This window comes from Nocardia sp. NPDC058244, assembly GCF_042882065.1.
Lineage (GTDB): Bacteria > Actinomycetota > Actinomycetes > Mycobacteriales > Mycobacteriaceae > Nocardia.
In genome coordinates, this window is record NZ_JBHVWX010000004.1 from 246,300 (window position 1) to 269,741 (window position 23,442).

Annotated in this window: 18 protein-coding genes and 1 tRNA gene; 11 read left to right on the top strand and 8 right to left on the bottom strand. The window is 69.0% G+C overall.

Annotation, left to right across the window (positions count from 1 at the left end; translation table 11 throughout):
- Positions 1-2: 2 nt before the first annotated feature.
- The 4 genes from ACFVW6_RS14235 to ACFVW6_RS14250 all read right to left on the bottom strand — a co-directional run bounded on the left by ACFVW6_RS14235 (position 3) and on the right by ACFVW6_RS14250 (position 4,322).
- Positions 3-836 (bottom strand): ABC transporter permease, encoded by an 834-nt coding sequence (locus ACFVW6_RS14235; RefSeq protein WP_378827740.1) that lies wholly within the window; start codon positions 834-836, stop codon positions 3-5.
- Complete coding sequence (locus ACFVW6_RS14240; RefSeq protein ID WP_355276909.1) at positions 829-1,704, bottom strand: ABC-2 family transporter protein; 876 nt, start codon at positions 1,702-1,704, stop codon at positions 829-831. Before ACFVW6_RS14240 ends, ACFVW6_RS14235 begins: the two co-directional genes overlap by 8 nt.
- 62 nt (positions 1,705-1,766) lie before the next feature.
- Entirely contained in the window at positions 1,767-3,137 is a 1,371-nt protein-coding gene (locus tag ACFVW6_RS14245; protein ID WP_378827737.1) for an ATP-binding protein, read from the bottom strand.
- 234 nt (positions 3,138-3,371) lie between these two features.
- Positions 3,372-4,322 carry a LysR family transcriptional regulator gene (locus ACFVW6_RS14250; RefSeq protein WP_378827735.1) on the bottom strand — a complete coding sequence of 317 codons (951 nt, stop codon included), beginning with the start codon at positions 4,320-4,322 and terminating at the stop codon, positions 3,372-3,374.
- Positions 4,323-4,426: 104 nt separating this feature from the next.
- On the opposite strand from ACFVW6_RS14250, the gene ACFVW6_RS14255 reads away from it, so the two are divergent.
- From ACFVW6_RS14255 to ACFVW6_RS14265, 3 genes are all read left to right on the top strand, one after another.
- Positions 4,427-6,286 (top strand): glycoside hydrolase family 5 protein, encoded by a 1,860-nt coding sequence (locus tag ACFVW6_RS14255; protein ID WP_378827732.1) that lies wholly within the window; start codon positions 4,427-4,429, stop codon positions 6,284-6,286.
- Positions 6,287-6,503: 217 nt separating this feature from the next.
- Positions 6,504-6,842, top strand: a complete 339-nt coding sequence (locus tag ACFVW6_RS14260) for a hypothetical protein (RefSeq protein WP_378827730.1) — start codon at positions 6,504-6,506, stop codon at positions 6,840-6,842.
- A gap of 90 nt (positions 6,843-6,932) precedes the next feature.
- Positions 6,933-7,112 (top strand): hypothetical protein, encoded by a 180-nt coding sequence (locus ACFVW6_RS14265; protein WP_355276921.1) that lies wholly within the window; start codon positions 6,933-6,935, stop codon positions 7,110-7,112.
- Positions 7,113-7,172: 60 nt separating this feature from the next.
- On the opposite strand, the gene ACFVW6_RS14270 is transcribed toward ACFVW6_RS14265, so the two are convergent.
- From ACFVW6_RS14270 to ACFVW6_RS14280, 3 genes are all read right to left on the bottom strand, one after another.
- Positions 7,173-7,385: a hypothetical protein gene (locus ACFVW6_RS14270; RefSeq protein ID WP_218720840.1), complete on the bottom strand. Its 213-nt coding sequence runs from the start codon at positions 7,383-7,385 to the stop codon at positions 7,173-7,175.
- Positions 7,386-7,440: 55 nt separating this feature from the next.
- Positions 7,441-7,944, bottom strand: a complete 504-nt coding sequence (locus ACFVW6_RS14275) for a DinB family protein (protein WP_378827726.1) — start codon at positions 7,942-7,944, stop codon at positions 7,441-7,443.
- A gap of 622 nt (positions 7,945-8,566) precedes the next feature.
- Positions 8,567-10,294 carry a WD40 repeat domain-containing protein gene (locus ACFVW6_RS14280; protein WP_378827724.1) on the bottom strand — a complete coding sequence of 576 codons (1,728 nt, stop codon included), beginning with the start codon at positions 10,292-10,294 and terminating at the stop codon, positions 8,567-8,569.
- A 180-nt stretch (positions 10,295-10,474) separates the two neighbouring features.
- Here ACFVW6_RS14280 and ACFVW6_RS14285 point away from each other — a divergent pair, with 180 nt between their 5' ends.
- The 3 genes from ACFVW6_RS14285 (at position 10,475) to ACFVW6_RS14295 (ending at position 12,501) form a co-directional block, all read left to right on the top strand.
- Positions 10,475-10,636, top strand: coding sequence for a hypothetical protein (locus ACFVW6_RS14285; RefSeq protein ID WP_378827722.1), 162 nt, complete (start codon positions 10,475-10,477; stop codon positions 10,634-10,636).
- 203 nt (positions 10,637-10,839) lie between these two features.
- The gene (locus ACFVW6_RS14290; RefSeq protein WP_378827719.1) at positions 10,840-12,162 is read left to right on the top strand and encodes a DUF1214 domain-containing protein; all 1,323 of its coding nucleotides are present in this window, start codon (positions 10,840-10,842) and stop codon (positions 12,160-12,162) included.
- Between the two features lie 78 nt (positions 12,163-12,240).
- Complete coding sequence (locus ACFVW6_RS14295) at positions 12,241-12,501, top strand: hypothetical protein (RefSeq protein ID WP_378827717.1); 261 nt, start codon at positions 12,241-12,243, stop codon at positions 12,499-12,501.
- Positions 12,502-12,624: 123 nt separating this feature from the next.
- Here ACFVW6_RS14295 and ACFVW6_RS14300 read toward each other — a convergent pair.
- Positions 12,625-12,698 (bottom strand) — tRNA-Arg (locus tag ACFVW6_RS14300).
- Positions 12,699-12,833: 135 nt separating this feature from the next.
- Here ACFVW6_RS14300 and ACFVW6_RS14305 point away from each other — a divergent pair.
- From ACFVW6_RS14305 to ACFVW6_RS14325, 5 genes are all read left to right on the top strand, one after another.
- Positions 12,834-14,900, top strand: a complete 2,067-nt coding sequence (locus tag ACFVW6_RS14305; RefSeq protein WP_357348191.1) for a cytochrome c oxidase assembly protein — start codon at positions 12,834-12,836, stop codon at positions 14,898-14,900.
- 17 nt (positions 14,901-14,917) lie between these two features.
- Entirely contained in the window at positions 14,918-15,871 is a 954-nt protein-coding gene (locus ACFVW6_RS14310) for a serine/threonine dehydratase (protein WP_378827715.1), read from the top strand.
- 123 nt (positions 15,872-15,994) lie between these two features.
- The gene (locus ACFVW6_RS14315; protein ID WP_378827713.1) at positions 15,995-16,558 is read left to right on the top strand and encodes a single-stranded DNA-binding protein; all 564 of its coding nucleotides are present in this window, start codon (positions 15,995-15,997) and stop codon (positions 16,556-16,558) included.
- Positions 16,559-16,627: 69 nt separating this feature from the next.
- On the top strand, positions 16,628-18,304 hold the full coding sequence (gene ettA / locus ACFVW6_RS14320; RefSeq protein WP_355276963.1) for an energy-dependent translational throttle protein EttA: 1,677 nt from the start codon (positions 16,628-16,630) through the stop codon (positions 18,302-18,304).
- 246 nt (positions 18,305-18,550) lie between these two features.
- Positions 18,551-23,431, top strand: coding sequence for an NAD-glutamate dehydrogenase (locus ACFVW6_RS14325; RefSeq protein WP_378827709.1), 4,881 nt, complete (start codon positions 18,551-18,553; stop codon positions 23,429-23,431).
- Positions 23,432-23,442 lie beyond the last annotated feature (11 nt).

Sequence of the window (23,442 nt, forward strand, 5' to 3'; positions counted from 1 at the left end):
CGCTATCCCCCTCCTCCCTGATAGTGCCTCGTTCCTATCCGCCACGCTGCGAAGGCCAGTAACCACACCCATGCCGCCGCCGCCGGTGTCAACCAGGCCGACCACGCGGGCAACAGCGGCGGTCCGGGGAGACCGAGCAGCGCTATCGTCGGCACGTAGGCGGTGAACGCGACGGGAATCGCGAACCCGAACAACAGCTTCAGCGGCGCGGGGAACACCGAAGCGGGCTGCATCGCGGCGAAGGATCCGCCGTAGGTGAAGCTGTTGGTGAGCTCGGCACCGTCGATCAGAAAGAACTGTAGTCCCGCCGCGCATACGAAAAGGCCACAGAACAGGGCAATTCCACTGATCAGGGTGATCACGATCAAGGTAACCGGGGCGATGCCCCAGTCGATTTCGTTGCGCCACAGCCCCACCCCGAGCACGATCACCGCGACGGCGGCGCGCGCGAGCCTGCGCAGCGAGATATCGCTGGTGATCAGTTGCAGCAGCAGGGGTTGCGGGCGCAGGTGATAGGCGTCGAGGGTGCCCATCCGGATCATCGCCGGCAGCGAGTCCAGGTGCCCGACCAGCACCTGGGCCAGCGCGAAGGAGGTGTTGGACAGCCCGAACAGCAGCAGCGCCGCGTTGGTGTCGAGCCCGCCGAGCGTGCCGACATTGTGGAAGATGACCCACACCTCGGCGAACTCGACCAGGCCGATCAGGAAGGCGCTGAACACCTCGGTGGCGAACGAGAGCCGGTACACCTGCTGTGCTTTCACACGCGAACGCAATACTGCGAGATAGGGGGTGAACCAGGTCCCGGCCACGATGCGCGCGGAATCCGGTTCAGCCACCCTGTACCTCCAACCTGCGTTGTCCCGCCCGCAGCAACACCCTGCCGAGCAGTCCGATCACCAGCACCCAGAAGCCTTGCGCCGCAACAGTGAGCAAGGCGTCCATGCCGGCGACCCGCCCGGACAGCGTATCGATCGGTGCCTGGAGGATGGAGGGAAACGGGGTAGCCATCGCTATCGTCCGCAACCAGTCGGGAAACATGTGGACCGGGACGAAGAGCCCGGCCAGGAAGGTGCCGACGATCTGGTACAGCACCCGGATCCCGCGGATCTCCACCACCCAGAACCCGATCAGCGCGACCGCGAACAGGCACAGGAACGACAGCGCCACCGCGAGCAGCACGCTGATCAGGCCGAGCAGATAGGCCACCGGCGTCGTCGGCATCGACAGCCCGAAGGTCGCGGCGCCGATGATGATGCTCGGCACGCCGCGGGGCAGGAACGTGCAGGCCGCCCGGCCCATATCGGTGGCCAGATAGCTGAGCTGGACGTCGACCGGGCGCAGGAAATCGATGGCGACGTCACCGGATTTGATCCGTTCCACCAGGTCGATCGGCGGGCCCATGAACTGGGTCGCGCCGAGCAGCGCCTGCGACAGCCACACGTACGCGCCGATGGTGCCCTCGTCGTAGCCGCCGAAATCGCCGGCGGCGCGGACCGCGGCCACCATCACCGCCGCCCGGACGAAACCGAACACGCAGTTGGTGAACAGCCCGGCGAACATCGCCAGCTTGTACTGGGCCTGCCGTTTGAATCCGGCCCGCGCCAGCTTCCAGTACACGCCGAGGGCGCTCGGCCTGCGCCGACGGAATGCGCACCGGCGCACCGCGAGGGCAACTCGGCCGTCCCCCTCCGCATCGCCCCGCACAATCAGTCAACTCTAGGCGGCCCCACCGTGATCCGGACGAAAACGCCGACGATCGTGACTGCTCAGCGCAGCGGAACCCCGACGTCGCTGCCGCCCTCGGGGGTGATCCGCGCGCTCACTTTGGCCAGCGCGGGCGCCGGGACGAAACCGCCGGCGAACAGCGCCTCGCCCTGGCGGAACCAGGGGGAGCGGCCGAGCAGGGCCGCGGGCGCGTACCCGAAGTAGGTGCCGAGTTCGGCGAGGTCGACGGGGGAGGTCATCTTCATCAGCGCGAGATTGTCGCACTGGGAGATGATGCCGGAGTGCACCTTCGACGGACGTTGCGTCGACAGCAGCAGCCACAGCCCGAATTTGCGGCCTTCGGCGGCGATCTGGATCAACCGCTCGCGCACCGCGATCGCGATCGGGGAATCCAGCCGGGGCGAGGCCAGATTGTGCGCCTCGTCGATGACGAGCAGGATAGGGCGGCGCTCCTCGCGGCGGGCCCACAGGTCGTCGAGCAGGGCCAGCGCGACCACGAGCTGCTGTGCGGCGGTGGAGAATCCGCCCAGGTCGAGCACGGTCGCGTCGGGGCGTTCCTCGACGACCTCGGTGACCGCGCGGTCCTGGCGGGCCCACACCTCCCACTCGTGCAGCCCGAGGTTCTCGATGCGCATCGCCAGGCGCCGCTGCGCCGCGGATTCCGAGCGCAGCAGCGACGGCAGGGTTTCCTCTAGCTCGGCGGCGGCGAGCTGGTCGGCGAGGTGGATCAGCTCGTTGAACTCCTCGCGATCGGCGATCGGATCGATCCGCAGGATCGCGGCCTTGGAGGTCAGCGGCAGCGCGGTGAACCTGGCCCGCAGCGGGTGCGCGGAATGCGGGCGCAGCACCCGGATGTCGCGCTCGCGCAACGCGTCGGCGGTGGGGCCGGTCGCACCGGGGGCGATCTCGCCGAGCCGGACGAAATCGGAATTGGGGTCGAAGATCACCACGGGCAGCGCGGTGTGCGCGATCACCTGCTCGAGGACGACGCCGAGCGCGTAGGTCTTGCCGGACCCGCTCTGCCCACACCAGAAGGTGTGCCGGTTGAACCGCTTGGGCAGCAGCCGGGCCGGGCCGCCGGGCGGGGTGAGGTTCACCCCGACGTCGAGCAGCGCGCCGGTCGTCTCGTGCAGTGTCTGGACCGTGGCGGCGTCGACCATCTCGACCGTGCCCTCGGTGAAGGCGTAGCCGGCGCGGACGTCGATGCCGTCGTCGTTCAATTCGCCGATCAACCGGCCGCGCAGGCGAACCGGGGTCGTCTCCGACCGTTCCTCGACGAGCACGAGCTGACGGCGCTCGGCCGCGACGACTACGGCCAGCGAACCGGCGACCAGCGCGCTGTCGGTGGCGTCGGCGACTACGAACGAGCGGCCGTCGTCGGACCGCGCACTGGGCTGGCTACTGTTCGGCACCCAGCCATCTTCTCACCACATCCCGCGAACGGGGCCGGACAGCTATAGGACGGCTACCGCGACGGCTCAGTGCTCCGGGAAGCCGGTGGCGAACAGGATCGCAATGATCACGGAGCTGACCACGGAAATGGCGAGAATGATCCACATGAGGGGGAAGGTTACCCGTACCCGGGCGTGTCGCTGGCATCGCACCGTCGTGCTGGGGCGTCGCCGCAGGTCACGGCGGTTCGGTGCTCAGAGCTGGGGTGGCACCGAACAGTCCGCGAAGTCGGGGTCCTGGAGATCGCGGACGAGGTCGGGGTTGGCGTCGCGCACCGATCGGGCGATCTCGACGAACGAGCGGATCAGGGGCGTTTCGTGGTCGGCGCGCCAGCCGACCGCGACCTCGTTCGGCGTGGTCCCGGCGACCGGGACCAACCGGACCCGCGGAAACGGGACCCACCTGGCGCACGCCGCGGTGAGCACGATGCCGACACCGGTCGCGACCTTGTTCAGCTCCTCGAGCAAGGAGCTCGACCGGCCGACCACGAGCGCGGCCAGCCCGTTCCGATGCTCGGCGAGCTCCCAGTAGGCATTCCAGACCGGATCCGCGGTGGCGGCGCCGAGCATCGGTTCGTCGAGCAGCTCGTGCGCCGCGACCTCGGCGCGGTCGGCCAGCCGATGGTTCGACGGCAGCATCACCATCAGCGGTTCGGTGAACAGCGGCTCGAAGCGCACGCCGTCGTCGCGGAACGGGCGCCGGGCGAAGGCGACGTCGACCGAGCCGTCGGTCAGGCCGACGGCCGGGTCCGCGTAGCTGAAATGCCGCAGCTCCACCGATACCTCGGGATGACGCTCCCGGAACGCCGACAGGATCGGCTCGGTGAGAGTGAGGGCGCCGCCCTCCATCAGCCCGAGGACCAGGCGATCCCGTTCCCCGCGGTGCGTCGACCTGGCCCGCTCGATCGCCGCGTGCAGGCCGGTCAGCGCCGCCCTGGCGTCGCGGAGGAACACGGCACCGGCGGCGGTGAGCTCGACGGTGCGGGTGGTGCGAGCGAACAGAGCCACGTCCAGCTCCCGCTCCAGCTGTTTGATCTGGGTGCTCAAGCCCTGTTGGGAGACGTGCAGACGCTGGGCGGCGCGGGTGAAGTTCAGCTCCTCGGCCACCGCGACGAAGTATCGCAACTGCCGGGTGTGCACCTCCATGGCGCGCAGCCTAGTGCGGGTGCGGCGATTGACAACCGAATCCGATGAATCGGTGAAATTCAGCTGTTTCACAGAGGATTTCCGGTGCGTTAGCGTTCGTCGGCATGCAGCTCAGGATCTTCGCCGTCGTCGCCTGCCTGTTCGGGGCGCTCCTCACTCCGCTTCTGCGCGACAGCGCGCCCGCGGTCGCCGATCCGGGCGGAATCCACGGCCCGCTCAGCACCAGCGGGCGCTACATCGTCGACGCGAACGGGAATCGGGTCAAGCTCAAATCCGGGAACTGGCACGGGTCGAGCGGCACCTGGAACGGCAGCGGCGACGACGAGACCGACGCCGCCAACTTCGCCCAGGAGAACGGGCACCGGGCGCCGCTCGGGCTGGACCGGGTCCGGATGGACGTCCTGATCGCCGACTTCAAGGCGCTGGGGCTCAACAGCATTCGGCTGCCGTTCTCCAACGAGATGATCACCGACGCCCGCCCGGTGCAGGGGCTGACGGCCAATCCGCAGCTCAACGGGCTGCGTCCGCTCGAGGTGTTCGATCGCGCGGTCACCGCGCTCACCGACGCCGGGCTCGCCGTCATCCTCAACAATCACACCACCTCCACCCGCTGGTGCTGCGCCGTCGACGGCAACGAGCGCTGGAATTCCGGCCAGTCGTGGGACGAGTGGATCGACGACTGGACGTTCATGGCCGCCCGCTACCGGGGCAACACCGGCGTCGTCGGCGCCGACCTGCGCAACGAGGTGCGCCGCGACACCTGGGACGACCCGAACTGGGGCCTCGGCGACAACCACGACTGGTACGACGCCGCGCAGGAGGCCGGTGACGCCATCGTCGGCGGCGCGAATCCGGACCTGCTGGTGATGATCGAGGGCCTGAACTGGATCGGCATCCCCACCGATCTGACCCCGCACGAACGTCCCATGCTCGAGCCGCTGAACCGGCTGTCGGTGACGCTGAAGCAGTCGCACAAGGTCGTCTACGCGGCGCACTTCTACGGCTATATCGGCCGCCATCACACCGGTGCGACCGGCTGGGGCGAGACCACCGACCCCCGCTTCCGCGATCTGTCGCGCGCCGAGCTGTTCCAGGCGATGAACGAACTCGCCGGGTTCGTGGCGACCACGCCGGACCGGCATTTCACCGCGCCGGTGTGGATCAGTGAATTCGGGATCGGCAAGGACGCCGAACCGCTGGATCGCGCCTGGTTCGGCGCCCTGGTCGACTTCCTCGTCGAGAAGGATCTGGACTTCGCCTACTGGCCGCTCGTCGGGTTCCACCAGAACGACGCGGGCAATCAGTGGGGCCTGCTGCGCTACGACACCGCGGGCGGCCTGCGCAGCGTCACCGACGCCGACGACTGGCGCGGCGCGCACGTGCGCCGGCTGCTCGCCGCGGACGGCAAGACCGGGCCGGTCGCGCCGGTCCGGACCTGGTCGATGCTCAACGGCATCCACGAGGACGACAACCGCTCGGTGCGGGCCGCGGCCGACTGGGACAGCGGTGCGCACAAACTCGTCTGCCCCGATGATCAGCGGTTGATCGGCATCAGCTCGCGCGGGCAGGGCGGGCTGTGCACCGACGCCACCGAGGGCGCGCTCTGGCAGCCGGGCACCACGGCCGTGAAAGTGGACTCGGAGCGGGTCAGCACCGACTGGGCCGGTGGCTTCACCAAGTACCAGTGCCGGGACGGGCAGTTCATGATCGGCTACAGCCTGCGCGGCGACAAGATGTCGGCCGTCCTGTGCGCCCCCGCCCGCCTGCCACTGGCCGGCGCTGGCCGCACGCTCTGGGACGACCGCGGCGACAGCCGCCCCGCCTCCGGCGAAGGCGGCGACTACGCGCACGGGTACTACAAGGCCCAGTGCGCGGCCACCGAGTACGCGGCGGGCATCGCCTTCTCGTGGGCCAACGCCCGCGGTGCCCATCCCGACGCGCTGTACTGCCGCGCCCTGCGCTGAGCCCTCGTTCGTTCGCGTCAACACCCAGATCGCTGCATGGTTGCTGCCGTCTGACTCGGCAACTGTTCGGTTTCATTTTCGTCGGGCGGTCGAGCAGCGGTATACCGTGCAGTGTCCGGTTCGAATGCGGGTGTTGGCAGAGGAGCGGAAGGGGCTGGCTGTGGCGTTGGTCGGGAGAACATGGGGTTCGCTGGGAGGAAGCCACCGCGCAGTCCGGGTGCGGACGCGGCGGCCGTTGCGGGTGGTCGAGTTGCTCACCGGCGCGATGCTGCTGACGATCGCGGCCGGGGGAATGGCCGGGCCGGTGGCCGCCGCGGTGCTCATCTACCGCAGCGGCGCGGGGCGGGAGGGCACGGCGGTGACGGTGTCGCTCTGGCTGGCGATCGGCGCGGTGGTGGTGGCGCTGGCCGTCGCCGCGGCGCTGTTCGCGACGGCGTGGCGGCGCATCCACCGGCGCCGTCCTGCGCCCGTGTCGGCCGAGGTGTGGTTCCCGGCCCCGGTGGGCAACCGGATGCGGCTGCCCGCGCCCGGCGTCGCCGTCGGTGGGGCGCGGTGAGTGTGGTCGTCGGGCACGGTGGTGTGGCGCTCCGGCGTCGGCCCGGTCGCGGGCATTGGCACCGCCGCGTCGTCGGCGGACACTGGAGGAATGGTTGACAGGGAGCAGCGCACGCCCGCTTACGGCGTGGTGATGATTCTCGCGGCGCTCGGCGCGTCGATGGCAGTCAGTTACTACGGTCCGACGTGGTTCCGCGTCATGGTCTACATCCTCACGGCGATCATCGTCGTGGTGGGCGGTGTCATGACCTTCCGGGACTACTCGCACTGAGGCTGCGCGCGGTCAGGTCGCTCCGGCGGGCCGGGGGCGGCGCGCCCCGGCTTGTGGATCTCAGTGCTCGCAGTCGTTGTGCGCGGGCGGGCTGTAGGTGACGGCACCGCAGGCCAGACAGGTGTGGACCCGGTGGTGACCACCGATCCGGCGGCACGGCATCGCGACGACCAGCGCGCGCCCGGCCCCGAGCCGGTGCCCGTTCGGGCAGAAGCGCGGCGACGGTTCGGTCCATACGCCGGCGCGCAGATAGGGCCGGATGGATTCGCACATGTGTTCGATTATGCACATCGGCGGCGTCCGCGCGAGCGCGGCGCGTACCGAGCCGTCACGCGATCGGCGCGCGCGCTCCCGTCGCGTCGATCTGCTCGCGGAGAATGTCGCCGTGCCCCGCGTGCCGGGCGAATTCCTGGATCATCGCGAGCAGCGTCCAGCGCATGCTGACCTCGCCCTCGCGGGGGTTGATCTTGGTGTCGTCGAGGGCGAAGCGCGACGCGATCTCCCGTGACCGCGCGCTCGCCCGCTCGAACTCGGCGATGACCTCGGCCAGCGACTCGTCGTCCGCGACGGCGAAGGTGCCCTCGTCGCGGCGCGAATAGCCGTCACAGTCGGCTTCGTCCAGCTCCGCCCAGAACCGCTGGAACCAGATCCGCTCCGCGGCCGCCGCGTGCTTGAGCAGCGAGATCGGGGTCGTCAGCGAGGCGACGAGCCGCCGTCGGGCATCATCCTCGGACAGGCCGCGCGCGGTCGCGACGAGTGCCGCGCGATTGCGGTCGAGCAGGTCTTCGATGATCGCCCGCTCGCTGCCGGTGGTAATTCCATTGGTGCTCATAGGTTTTCGCTCCAATCGGTGGGGTTCGGGATTCGGGTGGATCGCGCGCGACGGCGCGCGACCGTTTCGGGGGAGGGCTGAACAGCCGATGTCTGGGCACGGCGGGGCCGCCGGATTTCGGAATTCGAGAGAGTCGCCGAGCATCACGGCCGACGGAATAGGGGTGATCTGCCAGCCCAACCACGGGCAATCCCTACCTGGTGCGCCCGGCACTCCGGGCCATATGCGGCCCTGACCTGTTTTAGTTTGCGAGGTGCCACTAAAAATACGCCAAGAATCCCGGCCCAAACTTTCTGGGCGCTGCAACGATGTCGCTTCCGGGCGCGGCCCCATCGGTTCGTCGCCTTCGGATCGGTGGTTGAAGGTTGGAAGGGTCTGGTGGCCAACCTGGTGGGCGGTGCCCATCCGACTGCCGAGTGCAGGCCACCTATCCAACAACGACCAGTCGGTGTCCGATTCTGCAACCCGGGTGACGGCGTTGTCGGGGCTGCTGGCCGAATGGCGCCCGGACTGCGCCTCTGCCTGTTCGGGAAACGTGTTCGACAACCAGGAACGAGCCTGCCTGTTTCCGAACGGGTTTCCGAACACCGCCGGGCCGTGGTTCGATCGCCGGTGTCCTCGATTACCGGAGAGCCCAGAAGTGGATCTGCCCTTCGCCGCTGGCGGCAAGCAGAGAGCCGTCGGGACTGAAGGCTACGGCCGTTGCGTCTCCGCCTATGTGGTTGAACTCGTTTCTGGTCGGGCGTCGGTCTTGGACGTTCCACACGCTCACGGTGTTGGCGCGGCTGGTCGCGAGCAGTGCCCCGTCGCGGCTGAATCCCATACGGACCCGGCCGGACTGATGGACGAGAGGGTGCTCGTCGGGTTGCCGGGTATCGGCATCCCACAGTCGTAGCGTCCCCACACCGTTTTCGCCGTCAGCTTCGGGTTTGTATGTGGTGGTCGCGAGCAGTGCCCCGGTCGGACTGAACAGGATCGAGTCCACTGCTCCGGAGGGGTCGATGAGCGTTGTGCCGTCGAGCTGACGTGTTCGGGTGTCAAAGAACCGCACTGTGCTGGTGGTAGGGGGGTCCTGGGTCCGTGGAACGCTGTTGATGGCCAGGACACTGCCGTCCGGACTGAACGTGATCGAGTGCGCCACCTCGCCGGCGATTTGTGTCGACCCGCGGGGATGGCGTGAACGGATGTCCCACAGCTGCACCCCGCTGGTGTAGCCGGCCGTGGCCAGCAGCGCTCCGTCAGGACTGAAGGTGGCGAAAGCTATTTTGGCTCTGGCGTCGTCGTCGTAGGGGTCCTCCTCTTGTTCGATGAGGAAGGGGGATCCGAAGGGGCGCCGGGTTCGCGCATCCCACAACTGCACTGTGCAGGTGATCGTGTCAGGGGACGCGGTAGCGCTGGTGTAGCTGCTCGTCAACAGCAGCGCTCCGTCGGGGCTGAACATCATTGAAGTGACGGGGGTTCCGATCAGCAGTCCCGACTCGACAGGTTCACGCGTGTCCACGCTCCACAGGCCGACTCCTTTGTCGTCACCGCTGGATGCACCGACCAGCGCACCGTCGGGGCTGAACGCCAGCGAGGTGATCTCTCGGTGGTAGAGAACCTTGTCGTTCGGATCGAAAAAAATCTTCCGGAAAAAGTCGGGCGCGGACCACACAGCAGCGGCAGCAGCTACAACTGTGCCGGTGACCAGCAGACTCCGGCGGGACACCTGAGGCGGTCGCGCCGGCCGCGAGGACCCGAGCATTGTGGGTAGCTGGTTCGGACCGGAGGCCTGATATGTCGGTGCGGCCGGTGAGGCGGGAGGATCGACAGTGATTTCCTCGCCACCGAGACCGGGTTGCGCTTCTGGCAGCGCAACATCGGCGATGTGGGGACGGTCCGGCGGTGCCAGTTCCCAGGGCGCGGTCGGCTCCGGAAGGTCGTCAGCGGCAACGTTCTCGACAACGGCCGTGAAAGACCGCGCTGGTGAGTCATGGGTAGGCGGGCGCTCGGCGTCGCTGCCGGCGGTCTCCGGGACCAGCTTGGTACCCGATGTTCTGTTCTCGCGGTAAGCGCTGGCGTGCAGCCTCGTCCAGTGCGCCACCGCGGTCGCGTTCCACGCGCGACCGGCACCAACGTGTAGGCACTCGACCACCAGCAAAAACTTCTTGTTGTCGCGGGGGATTCGCGGCTCGGGCTTGAGCCACTCACTGATCGTCGACTCCGCGACCTTGAGGCCGTGCCGATGCTGAATCCAGGCGGCGACGTCACCGGCGGTCAGATCCGATGACTGCCGTAACGCGGCGAGTTCGACGATGAACCGCTCCCGCGACGATGTCGAACCTTCTACGCCGCTGCCGGTACTGCTCATCCAACGGTTCCTCTCACCCGTTCATCCCCGATTCGGCCCGACTCGGGGAGACGAAAAACCGGGTGCTACATGCGATTTCACCAACGCTAGCCGACCCGTCACGTTGTATCGCGTCCAGCCTCGGTCTTTCCTGTTGCGGCACACATCGCCACGACCACCGCAACGGAAAGAACACCCCCTATGACCGACACCGACGCCCCACGCGACCTCGACTCAAACCCTGCACCGCGACGTCGCTGGAGCCGAACACCACTACTGGCCGCCGTAGCGGGCACCTTCGGCGCCCTGATCAGCGGCGCGCTCCAAGAGCTCGGCGCACGACTCATCGAACTTTTCTGGTGACCAGGGGTCGCCCCACGACACCGCTGCCCCTGAACGGCCGGGCGCCATCACCAGTGCCGCTGGCAACTCGGCGCCGCAGTACCGATGTTCGGAAAACGGTCGTTTTCCGAACACGCGCTCGGGCTCTCACCTGGTCGAGTTCACCCCGGATGGGTGAGGCCGTAGCGTTTTCTGCGAGCCACGCTGTGGCCATGGAGCGGCCCTTGCAAGATCAGATCGTGGTGGCGCGGGCGATCGCGGCGACGGTGTGGGGTGTGCCCGCGGTCAACTTCGAGGCCATGTATCAGGCGGCGACCGCGCTGGGCGGGGGCCCGAACCAGATCGTGTACTGGTCCCGGCTGCTGGACTGGCAAAACCAGACCCTCACCCCGAACCCGGACGCGGTCTACCTCATGGCGTTCATCGACACCTCCGGCGGTCCGATGGTGTTCGAGATCCCCGACGCCACAGCGAACGCCTCGATCACCGGGTCGATCGACAGCGCCTGGCAGACCCCGCTGACCGATGTCGGCCCCGCCGGCGCCGACGCCGGGAACGGCGCCCGCTATCTCCTGCTGCCACCCGGCCACACCGACCCGGTGCCCAACGGCTACATACCGGTCTCCGGCGAGACCTACAGCAGCTTCGCGTTGCTGCGTTCCAACCTCACCGGCGGCGGCCAGGACGCGGTCCGGGCCGCGGTCGACTACGGCAGGCAGGCCCGGCTCTACCCACTGGCCGCGGCAGACCATCCGCCCGAGACGGTGTTCCTCGATGCCTACGGCCGGATGTTCGATGCGACCCTGCCCACCGACTCGTCGTTCTTCGATCTGCTCGACCGGCGCCTGCAGGCCGAGCCGTGGCTGACCCGCGACGCGGTGATGATCGACCAGCTCGCCACCCTCGGCCTCGCCAAAGGCACCCTATTCGCTCCCGACCAGGCCACCCGCGAACTGCTCACGCGCGGAGTCGACGCCGCGTTCGGCTGGCTCGGCCAGCGCTACGAAGAGGCGTTCGTCCCCGGCTTCTACCCCGATAGCCGATGGGCACTGCCGGCGTCGCGCGAGCTGATCACCGCCCTTGAAAGCGGCTACCGTGACCCGAACTCCTATCCGGTCGACGCCCGCGGCCTGACCTACACCTTCGCCTTCTTCGCGGCCAAGAAGCTCGGCAGCGGCCAGTTCTACCTCATGGCCATCCGCGACCGCGACGGCAACCGTCTGCACGGCGCCCACACCTACCAGCTCACCGTGCCCGCGAACGCACCGGTGACCCTGTACTGGTCGATCACCGCCTACGACCGCGACACCCACACCCTCATCCGTGACGTCGAATGGGCCAGCCGCTCCTCCAACACCGAAGGACTCACCAGCGACCCCGACGGCTCGGTCACCTTGGTCATCGGCCCGAACCCACCGACCGAACGGCCCGCGAACTGGATCCCGACCTCGCCCACTGGCGACTTCGAGCTGCTGGCCCGCTTCTACGGCCCCACTCCCGCCCTGTTCGACAAGACCTGGCGTCTACCCGACATCGAACCCACCTGATACCTACCCAGCCCCACCGGGCGGCATTCGGCAAGCGGGTCGTCTTCCGAACGCTCGAGCGAAAGCACCGCACCGACGGTGGGCGCGACCTGGCACACCATCCTCAGGCCGGTCCGAATCCCGGACCGGCCCACGCGGGCCTGCGAGACCGACGCGGCAGAGGATCTGCTCACACCTACCCCGGCGTTGCTGGACGCGCTACCCACCGGCACGATCGATGTCCAAGACCTGCCCGAGGAACTTGCCCGGTCCCTGTTCGAGGCGCTGCGCCTGGAGATCCGCTACAACAGAACCCACCACCGGGCGACCTACCGGATCACACTCGTCGGCCAACCCTAGCCACGGTCCGTGACACGGTACGCGGAACCCTGACGGCAGGGTCAACACGCGCCATCCGCGCAGCTGGGCGGGCGGAACCGGCGCGCCAACTGCGACGCGCCGGTTCCGTTCCCATCTTCGATGCGCCCCCGGCAGGAATCGAACCTGCGACCTAGGGATTAGAAGGCCCTTGCTCTATCCAACTGAGCTACGGAGGCAGTGGCATCCACCTTGGCCGAACTCGGCGCCGGTGTCCAGCGCGAAAAGTATAGCGACCGACCAGAACGAGTGCTGGGATCGGCAGCGCCGCCCCATCGGGTCGGCTCCGGGCAGGTCGAACTACCCTCGTTGTCATGTCGTTATCGCAGGACCGTTCCGCTGGACCCGCCGTGGACGGCGCGCCACCGGTGGAAGCGGGTCGGGCTGCGCCGACAGGGAACGCCGCGACGTTCGGGGTACTGAGCGTCGTCGCCGGGGCGATGGCCGCGGTCGTCGCGGCGATCGTGGTCGGGTTGTCGGCGGCGCAGGCCCTCAGTCTGCTGGGTATACCCGATCCGGGGCCGTTGACAACATATGGCTTGCCCGCGCTGCGGGCGGTGGCCGATCTGGCCGCCGCGGTGACCGTCGGCTCGCTGCTGTTCGCCGCGTTCCTGCTGCCGCCCCGCGACAGCGGACTGCTCGAAGCCGGTGGCTACCGCGCGGTGCGCCGGGCCGCCGACGCCGCGCTGGTCTGGGCGGGCTGCGCGGCGCTGCTGGTGCCGCTGACGGTCTCGGACACGACCGGGCAGCCGGTCGGTGACATCTGGCGGCCCGAGGTGCTGTGGCCGGTGATCGCTCAGGTCGAGGTCGCCGGCGCGTGGCGGACCACCACGCTGTTGGCGCTGATCGTCGCCATCGGCTGCCGCCTGGCCCTGCGCTGGGGCTGGACGCCGCTGCTGCTGGCGGGCTCGCTGATCACCATGATGCCGCTCGCGCTGACCGGGCATTCGTCCTCCGGCGGCGCCCACGACGTGGCCACCAACTCGCTGATCCTGCACATGGTCGCGGCCGCGGTCTGGGTCGGCGGCCTGATCGCCGTGCTCGCGCACGCCCTGCGCGGCGGCGCGGGCACCGATGTCGCCGCGCGGCGGTTCTCGGTCGCCGCGACCATCGCGTTCGTGGTGATCGGTCTCAGCGGCGTGGTCAACGCCTGGGTGCGGCTGCCCGCCGCCGACCTGTTCAGCACGACCTACGGCAAGCTGGTGCTGGCCAAGGTGGCGGCGCTGCTCGTCCTCGGCGTGCTCGGCTACCTGCAGCGCCGGGCCGCGCTGCCCGCGCTCGCCGCCGATCCGCGCGACCGCAGGGCGCTCATCCGCTTCGCCGGGGTGGAGATGCTGATCTTCGCGGCCACCATCGGCCTGGCCGTCGGCCTCGGGCGCACCCCGCCCCCGCCGCCCACCTCGATCCCGACGCCGGTGGAAGTGGAACTCGGCTACACCCTGGCCGGGCCGCCGACGGTCGGCCGACTGCTGTTCGACTGGCGCTTCGACCTGATCTTCGGCACCCTCGCGATCGTGCTCGCGGCGCTCTACCTGCTCGGGGTGTACCGCCTGCGAAAGCGCGGCGACGCCTGGCCGATCGGGCGGACCATCGCCTGGTGCAGCGGTTGTCTGGTGCTGCTGTTGGCCACGTCCTCGGGTGTCGGCCGGTACTCGCCCGCCATGTTCAGCGTGCACATGGGCGCGCACATGGCGCTGTCGATGCTGGCGCCGATCCTGCTCGCCCTCGGCGGCGCGGTGACGCTGGCGTTGCGCGCGCTGCCGCCCGCCGGACGCGAGGGTGTGCCCGGTCCGCGCGAGTGGATCCTGGCCGCGGTGCACAACCCGGTCTCCCGGTTCCTGACCCAGCCGGTCGTGGCGTCGATCATCTTCGTGGCCGGGTTCTACGCGCTGTACCTGGGCGGGATCTTCGACACCTACGTCGACTCGCACGCCGCGCACCTGATGATGAACGCGCACTTCCTGATCAGCGGCTACCTGTTCTACTGGGTGGTGATCGGCATCGATCCGAAGCCGCGTGAGGTGGCGCCGCTGACCAAGCTCGCCATGGTGTTCGGCACGTTGCCGTTCCATGCCTTCTTCGGCATCGCGCTGATGAGCATGAACACCGTGCTCGGCGGCTGGTTCTACCGCACCCTCGGCCTCGGCTGGAACATCGATCTGCTCGCCGACCAGCGCAACGGCGGCAGTTTCGCCTGGGCCAGCGGCGAGGTGCCGTTGGTCGTGGTGATGCTGGCCCTGCTGATCCAGTGGTCGCGCAGCGATCAGCGCCTGGCCAAGCGCACCGACCGGGCCGCCGACCGCGACAACGACGCCGAACTCACCGCCTACAACGCGATGTACGCCGAGCTGGCGCGTCGCGACGGCGAGGTGCGTCAGTGAGTGGTTGCGGTGTGCCGGTGAATGCCACACATCGCGCCGAACCGCATCGCGTGCTGCGCACGGATGTGCGGGCGGCGCGGCGCAGGCTGTCGGGCCGGGTGCGCAAGACCCCGGTGTTCCACACGACCGTCGACGGGCCCGACGGCGCCGTCCCGGTCTCGCTGAAGCTGGAGTTCCTGCAGCACGGCGGCACGTTCAAGGTGCGTGGCGCGCTCAACGCGCTGCTGGCCGCGGACAAGGGCGCCGACCACGTCGTCGTCGCGTCCGGCGGCAATGCCGGGATCGCGGTCGCGCTGGCCGCCGCGCAGCTGGGCAAGGCCTGCACGGTGGTGGTGCCGGAGTCGGCCCCGCACACCAAGGTCGCCGCGATGTGGGCGCACGGCGCCGAGGTGCTCTGGCACGGGACGAGCTACGCCGAGGCGCAGCGCAGGGCCGTGACGCTGGCCGCCGAACGCGGCGCCCAGCACCTGCACGCCTACGACATGCCAGCCGTCGTGGCGGGCGCCGGTGTGATCGGCCTCGAACTGGAGGAGCAGGTGCGCGGGCGGCCGCCGGTACTGGCGGCGATCGGTGGCGGCGGGCTGATCGCCGGTCTCGGCGCCGCGCTGGGCAGGCGCAGGCAGATCGTCGGCGTGGAGTCCGAGCACACCCCCGCGCTCTCGGCCGCGCTGGCCGCGGGCAGGCCGGTCGACATCGACGCGAAGGCCAGGGCCACCGAGCTGCTGTGCGCGACCCGGGTCGGCGAGATCGCCTTCGACATCGCGCGCAGGCATCGGATGCCCGCCCTGTCGGTGGCCGACGACGCGATCACCGCGGCCAGGGAGTACCTGTGGCGCGAATTCCGCGTCGTCGTCGAGCTGGAGGGCGCCGCCGCGCTGGCCGCGGTGCAGAGCGGTGTCTACCGCCCGGACCCGGGCGTGCGCCCGATCGTCGTCCTGTGCGGGGCGAACACCGAACTCCCCGTGCTCTGACACAGGAGATCTCCACAACCGTCGAGGTTGTCCCCAGTCGTGTCCGCGCCCGCCCGTTCGGCTGTTCGCGAGTCCATTCTTGGATGGTCAGCGCAACACGGCGACCGAGTGGGGGCGGATTCGATGTACGAGGCACACGCGACGGTGATCGGCACGGTGGTGACCCATCCGGCCCGGCGTGATCTGGCCAACGGTGAGCAGGTGGTGACCTTCCGGATGGCGAGCAATTCGCGCCGGTTCGACGCCGCGGCCGGGGAATGGGTGGACAACGGCACGCTGTATCTCACGGTGAGCTGCTGGCGCAGGCTGGTGGCCGGGGTGGACCGGTCGCTGCATCGGGGCGATCCGGTGATCGCCTACGGTCAGCTGCGCTCGCACGAGTATCGCGGCAAGGACGGCACCGAGCGCCGGGATCTGGAGATGCGCGCGGTCGCCGTCGGCCCTGATCTGGGGCGGTGCAGCGCGTCGGTCGTCCGGCGATCCGACGCGGCGCGCTCCGTTCCGCACGCCGTGCGGAATATTTCGGACCGCCGGGGCGCTGTACCCCCGGTCCCCGCGCAGGACGCGGCCGAGTATGCGCCGACGGTACCCACTGCCGTAGCCTCTACGACCGCGGCGGATTCCCTCCCGGCGCGATCGCCGGTTGCGGTGCCGATCTCCGGTACGCCCGCGCAGGTCGAGGCCTGAGGGTCGCATCCGCGGCACCGGCCCGCTCCGCATCTCATCCCCGTTAACCGCACCGATAGGCTTCCGTATATGGCTGAGTTCATTTATCAGATGATCAAGGTTCGCAAGGCGCACGGCGACAAGGTCATCCTCGACGACGTGACGCTGAACTTCCTGCCCGGCGCCAAGATCGGTGTGGTCGGCCCGAACGGCGCGGGTAAGTCGTCCGTGCTGAAGATCATGGCGGGGCTGGACCGGCCGAACAACGGCGAGGCGTTCCTCGCGCCCGGCGCCACCGTCGGCATCCTCATGCAGGAGCCGCACCTCAACGAGGAGAAGACCGTCCGCGGCAACGTGGAGGAGGGCCTCGGCGAGGTCAAGGTGAAGCTGGATCGCTTCAACGAGATCGCCGAACTGATGGCCACCGACTACTCCGACGAGCTCATGGACGAGATGGGCAAGCTGCAGGAGTTCCTCGACCACGCCGACGCGTGGGATGTCGACTCCCAGCTCGAGCAGGCCATGGACGCGCTGCGCTGCCCGCCGCCGGACGAGCCGGTCACCAACCTCTCCGGTGGTGAGCGCCGCCGCGTCGCGCTGTGCAAGCTGCTGCTGAGCAAGCCCGACCTGCTGCTGCTCGACGAGCCGACCAACCACCTCGACGCCGAGAGCGTGCTGTGGCTCGAGCAGCACCTGGCCGCCTACCCGGGCGCCGTGCTGGCCGTCACCCACGACCGGTACTTCCTCGACAACGTCGCCCAGTGGATCCTCGAACTCGACCGCGGCCGCGCGTACCCGTACGAGGGCAACTACTCCACCTACCTGGAGAAGAAGGCCCAGCGCCTCGAGGTCCAGGGCAAGAAGGACCAGAAGCTGCAGAAGCGCCTCAAGGAGGAGCTGGCCTGGGTGCGCTCCGGCGCCAAGGCCCGGCAGGCCAAGAACAAGGCCCGCCTCGGTCGCTACGAGGAGATGGCCGCGGAGGCCGAGAAGCACCGCAAGTTGGACTTCGAGGAGATCCAGATCCCCGCGGGTCCGCGCCTGGGCGACATCGTGGTCAACGTGTCGAACCTCGACAAGGGCTTCGGCGATCGTCAGCTGATCAAGGATCTGTCCTTCACGCTGCCGCGCAACGGCATCGTCGGCGTGATCGGCCCCAACGGTGTCGGTAAGACCACGCTGTTCAAGACCATCGTCGGGCTGGAGGCGCCGGACAGCGGCGAGGTCAAGGTCGGCGAGACGGTCAAGCTCAGCTACGTCGACCAGAATCGCGCCGGCATCGACCCGAACAAGAACGTCTGGCAGGTCGTCTCCGACGGGCTCGACTTCATCGAGGTCGGCAACCAGGAGATGCCCTCGCGCGCCTACGTCAGCGCGTTCGGCTTCAAGGGCCCGGACCAGCAGAAGCCGGCCGGCGTGCTCTCCGGTGGTGAGCGCAACCGCCTGAACCTGGCGCTGACCCTCAAGCAGGGCGGCAACCTGATCCTGCTCGACGAGCCGACCAACGACCTCGACGTCGAAACCCTCAGCTCGCTGGAGAACGCGCTCGAGCAGTTCCCCGGCTGCGCCGTCGTGATCTCCCACGACCGCTGGTTCCTGGACCGCACCTGCACCCACATCCTGGCGTGGGAGGGCGACAGCGACAACGAAGCCAAGTGGTTCTGGTTCGAGGGCAACTTCGAGGCCTACGAGGCGAACAAGATCGACCGCCTCGGTGCCGAAGCGGCGCGCCCGCACCGCGTGACCCACCGCAAGCTGACCCGCGACTGATCCAGAGTTTGCTGTGGCGGCCCGGCGGAACGATCCTCGATGATCCTTCCGCCGGGCCGTCGGCGTCAGCGCGTGAAAACGACTGGTAGCGACGCCTTCCCCGGCGTTCACCGAACGTTGGCCAAGTTACCGGCGCGGCAAGCTGAAATTCCCTCCGCGTGTCCGTGGAGCCCCGGCTAGTCTCGAATTTGCGTCACCTGAGTTGCGGAATCGAAGCGAACCGAATCCATGGGAGTGGGCGAAACGATGACGGTCTCGTCGGAAATGTCGAGCGCGGCGTGGGCCGCGGGAATCCCGCAGAGTCTGCGCGGTGATCTCGCGACACTCGAGGGGGCGTATTTCCGACACGTCGACGCCGGTGACGCGGACTTCCCGGTCACCGGCATCAACCAGATCTTCCGGCGGCACATGGAACTGGCCGCCGAGCGCCCCGCCGGCACGGCGCTGGTGCGGGTCTACCATCCCGACGACGGGTCGGGCATGGGCGCGGCGGTGCAGCTGGTCACCGACGACATGCCGCTGCTGGTCGAGTCGATCACCGCGGCGCTGGGCCGGATGCAGGTGAGTGTCACCGAGGTCATCCACCCGATCTTCGAGGTCACCCGCGACGAGCACGGCGCGCTGGTCACCGCCGCGCCGCACGAGGTGGACGGCAACGGCGCGACCGGCAAGCCGGAGTCGTGGATGCACCTGCAGCTGCACCCGTCGACCAGCCGGGCCCAGCTCGACCACATCGAACGCACGCTGCCCGAAGTGGTCGCCGACGTCCGTCAGGTCATCGACGACACCGAGGCGATGACCAGGGTGCAGAGCTCGCTGGCCGACCAGCTCGACCGCACCGCTGGCTCGGGTTCGGCCCCGTTCCCCGCCACCGATCTGGCCGAATGCGCGGAGCTGCTGCGCTGGCTGTCCCGCGGCAATTTCACCCTGCTCGGCTACGCGCGCTATCGGCGCGACACCGAGCACGGCCACACCGTGTCCACGCAGGTGGCCGGCGCGAGCCTCGGTGTGCTGCGCGCCGACATCGGCACCGACTTCCAGGTCCCGATCAACGGCGGCGACCGTCCGCTGCTGATGCTCACCCAGGGTCTGGTCCGCGCGACCGTGCACCGCTCGGTGTACCCCTACTTCGTCGGTGTCGCCGATGTCGACGACGCGGGTGCCGTGGTCGGCGTGCACCTGTTCATCGGCGTGTTCACCGTCAGCGCGGTGCACGAGAACGTGCTCGACATCCCGGTCATCAACACCAGGGTGCGGACCGCGATCGAGGCCGCCGGGTTCGACAAGGACTCGTTCTCCGGGCAGGCGATGCTCGAGGTGATCGAGTCCTTCCCGCGGACCGAACTCTTCTCCGCCGACACCGAGGCGATGCGCCGCACCGCGGTGGCCGTGCTCGGCGTCGCGCTGCGCAGGCAGGTGCGGCTGTTCCTGCGCAGTGACAGCTACGGCCGTTTCGTGGCCTGCATGGTGTACCTGCCGCGTGATCGTTACACCACGGCCGTGCGGCTGCAGATGCAGGAGATCCTGGTCCGCGAGCTCGGCGGCGCCGACATCGACTACTCGGCGCGGGTGAGCGAAAGCGAGCTCGCCAGTGTGTATTTCACGGTGACGCTGCCCGCCGACGCCACCGCGGCGCCCGACACCTCCGAGGACAACCGGCTGCGCCTGCAGGCCCTGCTGAACGCCGCCAGCCACACCTGGGACGACCGGATCGACGACGCGGTCTCCACCTCCACGGTGCTGGATCCCGCTGTCGTGAAGCGGTATTCGGAGGCGTTCCCGGAAAGCTACAAGGAGGACTTCGGTCCGGCCAGGGCGCTGGGCGATGTCGGCAGGCTGGAGCGGCTCACCGAGGGCGGCATCGGTCAGCACCTGTACCGCAAGCCGGAGGCCGCGCCGGGGTCGTGGCGCTTCAGCCTCTACATCGCCGGATCGGGTGTCTCGCTGAGCCAGGTGCTGCCGGTGCTGCAGAGTCTCGGCGTCGAGGTGGTCGACGAGCGGCCCTACCAGCTGGAACTGGAGAGCGGCGCCGAGCGCTGGATCTACGACTTCGGCCTGCAAGCCCGCCCCGAACTGCTGCGCAACGCGCTCGGTGGCGATCTCGACGCCGAACTGCTCGAGCAGGCCACCCACGAGGACGAGCTGCACTCCCGGTTCACCGATGCCTTCGAGGCGGTCTGGTACGGCCGGGCCGAGGCCGACGGCCTCAACGAGCTGGTGCTGCGGGCCGGACTCCCGTGGCGGTCGGTGGCGATCCTGCGCGCGTACGCGAAGTACCTGCAGCAGGCCGGTTTCCCGTACAGCCAGGTGAACATCGCCCGGGTGCTGCTGACGCATCCGGAGGTCGCGCGCGCGTTCGTCGACCTGTTCGCCGCGCGGTTCGATCCGGACACTGTCTCGGCCGAGGTCGCGGTGGAGCTCGAGACGAAGGTCCGCGCCGGTATCGACCAGGTGGTCAGCATGGATGCCGACCGCATCCTGCGCGCCATCCTCGGCCTGATCAAGGCGACGCTGCGCACCAACTACTACGTCGTCGACGCCGAGGACCGTCCGCGCGAGTACCTGTCGTTCAAGGTGGAGCCGCGCGAGATCGCCGAATTGCCCAAGCCGCGACCGCAATTCGAGATCTTCGTCTACTCGCCGCGGGTCGAGGGCGTGCACCTGCGGTTCGGGTCGGTGGCGCGTGGTGGGCTGCGCTGGTCGGACCGGCTCGAGGACTTCCGCACCGAGATCCTGGGTCTGGTGAAGGCGCAGGCGGTGAAGAACGCGGTGATCGTGCCGGTCGGCGCGAAGGGCGGTTTCGTGGTGAAGAACCCGCCCGCCGCCACCGGTGATCCCGCCGTCGACCGGCAGGCGAGCATCGCCGAGGGCGTCGCCTGCTACCGCACCTTCATCTCCGGCCTGCTCGACGTGACCGACAATGTCGACCTGGCCACCGGCGCCGTGCTGCCACCCGCCCGGGTGGTCCGCCGCGACGGCGACGACACATACCTGGTCGTCGCCGCCGACAAGGGCACCGCCAGCTTCTCCGACATCGCCAACGACGTGGCCACCCGCTACGGCTTCTGGCTCGGTGACGCGTTCGCCTCCGGCGGCTCGGCCGGCTACGACCACAAGGCCATGGGCATCACCGCCAGGGGCGCGTGGGAAGCGGTCAAGCGGCACTTCCGCGAGATGGGCATCGACACCCAGAGCCAGGACTTCACCGTCGTCGGCGTCGGCGACATGAGCGGTGACGTGTTCGGCAACGGCATGCTGCTCTCGCGCCACATCCGCCTTGTCGCCGCGTTCGACCACCGGCACATCTTCCTCGACCCGAACCCCGACGCCGCCACCTCCTACGCCGAACGCGAGCGGCTGTTCGCGCTGCCGCGGTCCTCCTGGGCCGACTACGATCGATCGCTGATCAGCGCGGGCGGCGGTGTGTTCGAGCGGACCGTGAAGTCGGTGCCGATCTCGCCGCAGGCCCGGCTCGCCCTGGGGCTGCCCGACTCGGTGCAGGCGCTCACGCCGCCGGAACTGGTGCGGGCCATCCTGCTCGCTCCCGTCCAGCTGCTGTGGAACGGTGGCATCGGCACCTACGTCAAGGCCGCGAGCGAATCCAATGCCGAGGTGGGCGACAAGTCCAACGACGCGGTCCGGGTCGACGGTAATCAGTTGCGGGTCAAGGTGATCGGCGAGGGCGGCAACCTGGGTGCCACCGCGCTGGGCCGGATCGAGTTCTGCCGGGGCGGCGGCAAGATGAACACCGACGCGCTGGACAACTCCGCGGGCGTGGACTGCTCCGACCACGAGGTCAACATCAAGGTGCTGCTCGACGGCGTGGTGAGCGCGGGCGCGCTGGCGCCCGCCGACCGCAATCCGCTGCTGGCCTCGATGACCGACGAGGTCGCGCGGATGGTGTTGCAGGACAACGTCGATCAGAACGTGCTGATCGGCATCGCGCGCACCGACGCGCCGCAGATGGTCAGCGTGCACGCCCGCGTCATCGACGATCTCGAGCAGCGGCGCGGCCTTGACCGTGAGCTGGAGGCGCTGCCGACCGACGTCGAGCTGAAACGGCGCGACGAGGAGGGCCGCGGGCTCACCTCGCCGGAGCTGGCCAACCTGCTCGCGCACGTCAAGCTGGGGCTCAAGGCCGATCTGCTCGACACCGATCTGCCCGACAGCGTCTACTTCGCGCGCAGGCTGCCGCTGTACTTCCCGACGCCGCTGCGCGAGCGGTTCGGCGCCGCGATCAAGAAGCACCGGCTGCGTCGCGAGATCGTCACCACGATGATCGTCAACGAGGTCGTCGACTACGCCGGCATCACCTACGCGCACCGGCTCAACGAGGAGGTCGGCGCCAGCACCTCCGACACCGTGCGCGCGTTCGCCGCGGCCGCCGAGATCTTCGAGCTGCACGACGTGTGGGCGCGCATCCGCAGCGCCGACGCGCCCGCCGGGGTGTGCGATCTGTTGGAGCTGGAGTCCAAGCGGACCCTGGACCGGGCCTCGCGCTGGCTGCTCAGCAACCGGCCGCAGCCGATCGCGGTCGGCGCGGAGATCAACCGCTACCACCGCCGGGTGCAGGAGCTGGCGCCGCAGGTGCCGGGCTGGCTGCGCGGGCACCACGTCACCTCGCTCACCCAGGGCGCGGCCGAGCTGATCGCCCGTGGCGCGCCTACCGAGCTGGCGACCGAGGTGTTCGGGCTGCTGAGCCTGTACCCGCTGCTCGACATCGTCGACATCGCCGATATCGCCGACCGGGACGGCACCGAGGTGGGCGCGCTGTACTACGCGCTCAACGAGCACCTCAAGATCGACTGGCTGCTCGAGGCGGTCAGCCACCTCGAACGCGGCGACCGCTGGCACGCGCTGGCCCGGCTCGCGCTGCGCGACGACATGTACGGTTCGCTGCGCTCGCTCACCCTCGATGTGCTGTCCGCGGGTGACCCGGAGGAGACGGCCGACGAGAAAATTGCATACTGGGAGTCGAAGAACCAGTCCCGGCTGGGTCGTGCGCGCGCGGCACTGTCGGAATTGTTCGAGTCCGGGACCCACGACCTCGCCACACTGTCGGTCGCCGCGCGACAGGTGCGGAGCATGGTGAGCGGGGTGGGCGCCCAATCGGAGGTACCACGGTGACGAGCTCGCCG

Excerpts from the sequence above, each read along its gene's own strand:
- ACFVW6_RS14315 (WP_378827713.1), top strand. The coding sequence starts at position 15,995 with ATGTACGAGGCACACGCGACGGTGATCGGCACGGTGGTGACCCATCCG.
- ettA (WP_355276963.1), top strand. The coding sequence starts at position 16,628 with ATGGCTGAGTTCATTTATCAGATGATCAAGGTTCGCAAGGCGCACGGC.
- ACFVW6_RS14275 (WP_378827726.1), bottom strand. The coding sequence starts at position 7,944 with ATGAGCACCAATGGAATTACCACCGGCAGCGAGCGGGCGATCATCGAA.
- ACFVW6_RS14255 (WP_378827732.1), top strand. The coding sequence starts at position 4,427 with ATGCAGCTCAGGATCTTCGCCGTCGTCGCCTGCCTGTTCGGGGCGCTC.
- ACFVW6_RS14325 (WP_378827709.1), top strand. The coding sequence starts at position 18,551 with ATGACGGTCTCGTCGGAAATGTCGAGCGCGGCGTGGGCCGCGGGAATC.
- ACFVW6_RS14285 (WP_378827722.1), top strand. The coding sequence starts at position 10,475 with ATGACCGACACCGACGCCCCACGCGACCTCGACTCAAACCCTGCACCG.
- ACFVW6_RS14250 (WP_378827735.1), bottom strand. The coding sequence starts at position 4,322 with ATGGAGGTGCACACCCGGCAGTTGCGATACTTCGTCGCGGTGGCCGAG.
- ACFVW6_RS14270 (WP_218720840.1), bottom strand. The coding sequence starts at position 7,385 with ATGTGCGAATCCATCCGGCCCTATCTGCGCGCCGGCGTATGGACCGAA.
- ACFVW6_RS14280 (WP_378827724.1), bottom strand. The coding sequence starts at position 10,294 with ATGAGCAGTACCGGCAGCGGCGTAGAAGGTTCGACATCGTCGCGGGAG.
- ACFVW6_RS14305 (WP_357348191.1), top strand. The coding sequence starts at position 12,834 with ATGTCGTTATCGCAGGACCGTTCCGCTGGACCCGCCGTGGACGGCGCG.
- ACFVW6_RS14265 (WP_355276921.1), top strand. The coding sequence starts at position 6,933 with ATGGTTGACAGGGAGCAGCGCACGCCCGCTTACGGCGTGGTGATGATT.